This is a genomic window from Corynebacterium sp. (assembly GCF_012837295.1).
GTDB lineage: Bacteria > Actinomycetota > Actinomycetes > Mycobacteriales > Mycobacteriaceae > Corynebacterium.
This window is the reverse complement of the sequence record NZ_DURI01000102.1, coordinates 1-5,572: the sequence shown is the minus strand read 5'-3', so window position 1 is coordinate 5,572 and position 5,572 is coordinate 1. Positions and strand designations below refer to the sequence as shown.

The window sequence follows — 5,572 nt, the reverse complement described above, 5'->3', positions numbered from 1 at the left end:
GACGCGCTCGCCCCCGGCCTGCCCGCCCCGCCGCGCCGCCCCGAGCAGAAGGGCACGATGGCCGCCGCCGGGTCGATCCCGCCGTGGCCGGCGACCCCGGGCCTGGGCGTGCCGGAGTCGAAGGCCGGCGTCTGGCGCGACCGCCGCGAGTTCCACGACGCCTCCGACTACACCGAGGCCGACCGCGCCCGCGTCATCGAGGCCGCCGCCGACGCCGGCACCTTCGACGGCACCCGCCGCGGGCCGCGCATTTCACCGGAAGCGGCAGGTCAAGCCAGTCAAGCCGCCATCGACGGCAAGGAGTGATGGTAAAGGTGGAGGGCATGAACGACACCTCCACCGGATCCTCCGCCGGCACCCCCGGCAACCCCGGCACTCCCGGCAACTCCGGCCGCACCGCGCCCGACTGGGTCGAGCACGCGATCGGCTGGCACGTCTACCCTCTGGGGTTCACCGGAGCCCCCGTCCACGGAGACGAGTCCGAGGCGGCCGTCGAAGCTGCGCCGGGCGCCACGCGCCTGGATCACCTCGTCCGGTGGCTCGACTACGTGCAGGAGCTGGGGCTCAACGTCCTGCAGCTCGGACCGGTCTTCGAGTCCGCCACGCATGGCTACGACACGCTCGATTACTTCCGCATCGATCGCCGCCTGGGCGATGACGCCGCCTTCGACCGCTTGATCGCCGCCGCCCACGAGCGGGGCATCAAGGTCCTGCTCGACGGCGTGTTCAACCACCTGTCCTCGAGTGCGCCGATGTTCCGCGAGGCTCTCGCGGACCCGGATTCGGAGGCCGCGAAGCTTTTCGACGTCGACCGTTCCGGCGAGGAGCCGTCCGCCCCCTGTTTCGAGGGGCACCTGGATCTGGTGGAGTTCGACCACCGCGCGCCGGAGACGGCCGCGTTCGTGGAGAAGGTCATGCGCCATTGGCTCGACCGCGGCGTCGACGGCTGGCGGCTGGACGCGGCCTACGCCGTCGACCCGGACTTCTGGTCCGGCGTGCTGGCCAACGTGCGGGCGGACTTCCCGCACGCGTTCATCTACGGCGAGGTCATCCACGGCGACTACGTCGACATCGTGGGCCGGTCGACCATGGATTCGGTCACCGAGTACGAACTGTGGAAGGCCATCTGGTCGTCGTTGAAGGAGCAGAATTTCTACGAGCTCGAATGGACGCTGGGCCGCCACGACACGTTCCTGGACTCCTTCGTGCCCGTGACCTTCGTGGGCAACCACGACGTCACCCGCATCGCCTCCCAGGTCGGCCAGGACAAGGCGGTTCTGGCGCTGGTGGTGCTGATGACCGTCGGCGGCGTCCCGTTGATCTACTACGGCGACGAACAGGGCTACGCCGGCGTGAAGGAGGAGCGCTTCGGCGGCGACGATCAGGTCCGCCCCGTCTTCCCCGACGATCCGGAAGAGCTGTCCACCCTCGGCGCGTGGGTGCACAACGCCCACCACCAGCTCATCGCGCTGCGCCGCCGTCACCCGTGGCTGCACCGGGCGCGGGTGAAGGTCACGTCCATCGCCAACGAGCGCCTGACCTACGAGGCCACCGGCGACGGGCACTCGCTCACCGTCGAATTGGAGGTCACCGGCAAGCCATCGGCGGAGATCCGCGACGGAGAGAACGTGGAGTTCCGCTACCCGCGCCCCTGATCGGCATGCCCTGATTGACGTGCCCTGACCGGGCCGGCCTGACCGGATTGCACCAATCTGAATTGCCCGGCCGGCATGGCCCCGGGAGATGCGGCCCTTGCCGAAACCGACAGCGCGCACGTCCCCTGACACCGAAGCGTCGGGGACGTGCGCGTCGCAAGGCCGATGAAGCACGTGGCGCGTGCCGGGCCCGCCCGCGGACCCGGTCATCGGGAGCGGGAAGGCGGAAGCCGTTTACTGGGCGGCCGGCTCCTGGTTGGTGCCGGCGGTGCCATCGGCGTTCTCCGAGGTCGTCGCAGCGGAGGACGAGCCACCGTTCTCGAACGTGTGGGTCGGGTTCTCCTGGTCGGTGACCTTGACGTCCGACGGGTTCTCGTTCGGGGGCGAGCAGGCGACCAGGGCGGCTGCGGCGATGGCGGTGGCGGCGACGGCACCGACGAGGCGGTTGCGCATGAATGGACTCCTTAAAACGGCTTCACGAATGAAATTCTCACCGTCATCGTAGTTGATTCTCAGCCGCGCGCGGGAACCAGTGGCCCCATCGCCCCCGAACCGACGCAGACGGAGGTGCCCTCGGGAGCTCCCGTGACGTCGATGCGCAGAGTGTTGCCGCCGCCGGAGACGGACACCCAGCGGGTGCGCAGGTCCGAATCGACGTCGACGAGCGTGGAACCGGCGACCGTCTGCTCCGGGGTCTCGAACGGGTTGGGCAGGCTCAGTCGAAGCTGCGCCGGCTCCGAGGAGATGGCGTTGAGCTCCAGCACCCAGTCGCCCAGCTTGGCGATGTCCCGCAGCGGGATCTCCGTGGTGGCCGTGCCATCCGGGCCGACGACGATCTGCGTGCCGCACGACTCGACGTCGCCCTGCGTGATCCGCGTGATCTCCGCGACGTTCGCCGGGACCAGGGCGCCGGAATCATCGAACATGCGGGGCTCGTCCGTGACGTCGCCGAACGTCGGGCGGGCCGGCAGATCCCGGAAGACCTGCGAGTACATGTTCTTCGGGTACGCCACCGGCAGCAGGACCTCGTAGGGCACCGGCTGGTCGAGGATCACCGGCGCCGAATCGCCCTCGGCCGCCGCCTGCGCGAGCGAGTCTCGGGCGGTGGCGATCCACTCCGCGGTGCCGTCGTCGGCCCATGCGTTGCGGTAGCCGACCACCGAGATGGCCGCGGACGCCAGCAGCACGCCGGCCAGGGCCAGCACCCCGAAGCGCGAGCGGGCCGGCAGCGGGCGGACGCGATCCGACCAGGAGGCGGCCAGGGCGAAGCCGATCACGATCGCCGAATCGCCGTAGTAGTGCAGCGTGCGGGCCAGCACGTCGGAGGTGTGGTCGCCCGAGCGCATGAGCGTCACCGACAGCAGCGTCACCGACAGGTACCCGACGGCGATGAGCCACGGCAGCCACGCGCGGTAGTCGCGGCCGATGGTCACCGCCATGGTCAGCAGCACCAGCACGGCGCCGACGCTGACCAGGCCGGAGGGGGCGTCGGCCCAGGGCTGGCCCGGCGCCCACCGGTCCCAGAACCACGGGCCGCCGGTGAGCCCGGCGAGCACCTGGCCGAGGCCGTTGAAGAAGAGTTCGGCGCGCGGCTCCGACGACGCCTCGCCGGCGTCGGCCAGCGCGGTCAGCGAGTAGAACAGCGCCCATGCGCCGGTGACCAGGCCGAGCGTCAGCCACAGTGAGCGGGCGCGCAGCAGCGTCTCGGCGATGGAGCGCCGTTCCATGTACGCCACGGCGATGGTGATGGCCAGCGCCACCGGTGCCACGGCGAGGGCCTTCTCGAAGAACCCGAGCGCGACGATCAGACCCACCGTGGCCGCAACGACCGCACGGAGGGACACGGGGCGTTCCTGTCGCAGGCTCACCCGGATGGCCAGGGCGGTGATGCCGGCCAGCGCGAGCTGCATGGGCAGGGCGTTGGCGGCGGCCGACCACCACGTGGATCCCGGCAGCGTCAGCGGCGTCCACGCCACCAGCGCCAGCGCCGCCAGCGCCTGCCACGAACGGCCCGCGATGTAGCGCAGCGCGCGGGCGACGACCACGGTCACGGCCAGCTGCCCCAGCAGCATGAGGACCGCGGGCAACCACCATTGCCACGGGGCGATCTGATTGGCCACCGCCTGGAGCATGAACGCCAGCGGCGCCAGGTGCCCGTCATGCGGCTGGAGGAAGTAGTCCGTCGTCCACCAGTCCGCGTCGGCCGCCGAGCCGACGATGATGAAGTCGTCCCAGTAGAACGTGCGGCCCGACAGCACCCACGCACGGCCGAGCGCCTGGATCGCGACGATCCCGCCGACGAGCAGCAACCACGTCTTGCGCGTGATGCGGGGCTCGGGTGCCTCGGGCGCGTCGGTGGTCTCGGGTGCGTCGGCTTCCCCGGAAGCCCCGGTCGCCTCGTGGGCGCCGGCCCCGGCGAGGGTCTGGTCCGCGTGTTCGGTGTCCATGATTCCCCAACTTTAGGGGCCGTCCATGTGGTGGGGTACCATTCGGTCGAAATGCGCACGGGAGCCCCGGCCGGTCTGATCGACGACGTGGGGCTGAGAGGAGGGCGCGGTACGCCGCCCTCGACCGTAGGAACCTGTCCGGATAATGCCGGCGAAGGAAGCGACGGAGGCACCCACATGTCCGAAAACCACATCGATTCGACGAATTCGGCGAAGAACCGCGAGGCCAAGAAGAAGTCGTGGCGGGTCATCGACATCGTCACCGCGGCCGTGCTGGGCGTGGCGGTCGGCCTGATCTTCGTGGTGTGGAACATCGTCGGCGGCGCGTGGTTCACGGCGGCCGACGCGCTGACGCCGGGCCTGGGCGGTCTGGTCGTCGGGCCGTGGCTGCTGGGCGGCATCATCGGCGGGCTGGTCATCCGCAAGCCGGGCGCGGCCCTGTTCGTGGAGGTCATCGCCGCCACCGTGTCGGCCGTCATCGGCAACCAGTGGGGCATTTCCACCCTGTACTCGGGCCTGGCCCAGGGCGCGGGAGCGGAGCTGATCTTCCTGCTGTTCGCCTACCGCCGCTTCACCGCGCCGGTGGCCATGCTCGCCGGCGCCGCCGCGGGTGCGGGCGCGTTCATCCTCGAGCTGTTCACGTCCGGCAACCTGGCGCGCACCTGGCAGTTCAACTCGGTCTACCTGACCTGCCTGCTCATCTCCGGCGCGGTGCTGGCCGGCCTGCTCGGCTGGGCGCTGGTGCGCGCGCTGGCGGGCACGGGCGCGCTGGATCGTTTCGCCGCGGGCCGCGAACGCCGCGGCGAGATCTAGCGGCGCCGGGCCTCCATGGCTTTCATCTCCGCGAGCGGTTTCGGGTGGCGGCATGCGGGCCGCCGCAGGGCCGCGCTTTCCGACGTCGACCTCCACATCGAGGAGGGCGAGAAGATCCTCCTGCTCGGGCCGTCGGGCGCCGGCAAGTCGACGCTGCTCGGCGCGATCGCCGGGGTGCTCGGCGATGACGAGGACGGCGAGGATTCCGGGTCGCTGCTCGTCGGCGGCGAGAATCCCGCGGAGGTGCGCGGCGTCGTCGGCCTGGTCCTGCAGGATCCCGACAGCCAGGTGATTTCCGCACGCGTCGGCGACGACGTCGCATTCGGCGCGGAGAACCTGGGCGTGCCCCGCGAGGAGATCTGGGAGCGCGTCCGCCGCGCCCTCGACCTGGTGGGGCTCGACGTGCCGCTGGATCATCCGACATCGAAATTGTCGGGCGGCCAGAAGCAGCGTCTGGCGCTGGCCGGCGTGCTGGCCATGGGTGCGCGGGTGATCTGCCTGGACGAACCGACCGCCAACATCGACCCCGAGGGCGTGCCCTTGCTTCGCGACGCCGCGATCCGCGCGGCCGACGCCACCGGCGCCACGCTCATCGTCGTCGAGCACCGGGTGGAGGCGTGGGTCGACCACGTCGACCGCATCGTGGTGCTCGACGCG

General features: G+C 70.8%; 6 protein-coding genes and 1 riboswitch. Of the genes, 4 read left to right on the top strand and 2 right to left on the bottom strand.

What is annotated here, in order from left to right; genetic code table 11:
• Both GX015_RS03385 and GX015_RS03380 read left to right on the top strand, forming a co-directional pair.
• On the top strand, positions 1–306 hold a 306-nt coding region (locus GX015_RS03385; protein ID WP_291342801.1), incomplete at its 5' end, for a hypothetical protein.
• A gap of 17 nt (positions 307–323) precedes the next feature.
• Positions 324–1,655 carry an alpha-amylase family protein gene (locus GX015_RS03380; protein WP_291342799.1) on the top strand — a complete coding sequence of 444 codons (1,332 nt, stop codon included), beginning with the start codon at positions 324–326 and terminating at the stop codon, positions 1,653–1,655.
• A 234-nt stretch (positions 1,656–1,889) separates the two neighbouring features.
• Here GX015_RS03380 and GX015_RS03375 read toward each other — a convergent pair whose 3' ends face one another.
• Both GX015_RS03375 and GX015_RS03370 read right to left on the bottom strand, forming a co-directional pair.
• Positions 1,890–2,108, bottom strand: coding sequence for a hypothetical protein (locus GX015_RS03375; RefSeq protein ID WP_291342798.1), 219 nt, complete (start codon positions 2,106–2,108; stop codon positions 1,890–1,892).
• A 59-nt stretch (positions 2,109–2,167) separates the two neighbouring features.
• Positions 2,168–4,102, bottom strand: a complete 1,935-nt coding sequence (locus GX015_RS03370) for a hypothetical protein (RefSeq protein ID WP_291342796.1) — start codon at positions 4,100–4,102, stop codon at positions 2,168–2,170.
• A 47-nt stretch (positions 4,103–4,149) separates the two neighbouring features.
• Positions 4,150–4,279, top strand: a riboswitch (TPP riboswitch).
• On the opposite strand from GX015_RS03370, the gene GX015_RS03365 reads away from it, so the two are divergent.
• Positions 4,280–4,915, top strand: coding sequence for an ECF transporter S component (locus GX015_RS03365; protein ID WP_291342794.1), 636 nt, complete (start codon positions 4,280–4,282; stop codon positions 4,913–4,915). It abuts the riboswitch before it with no gap.
• 15 nt (positions 4,916–4,930) lie between these two features.
• A partial coding sequence (locus GX015_RS03360) for an ABC transporter ATP-binding protein (protein WP_291342793.1) occupies positions 4,931–5,572 on the top strand: 642 nt, incomplete at its 3' end.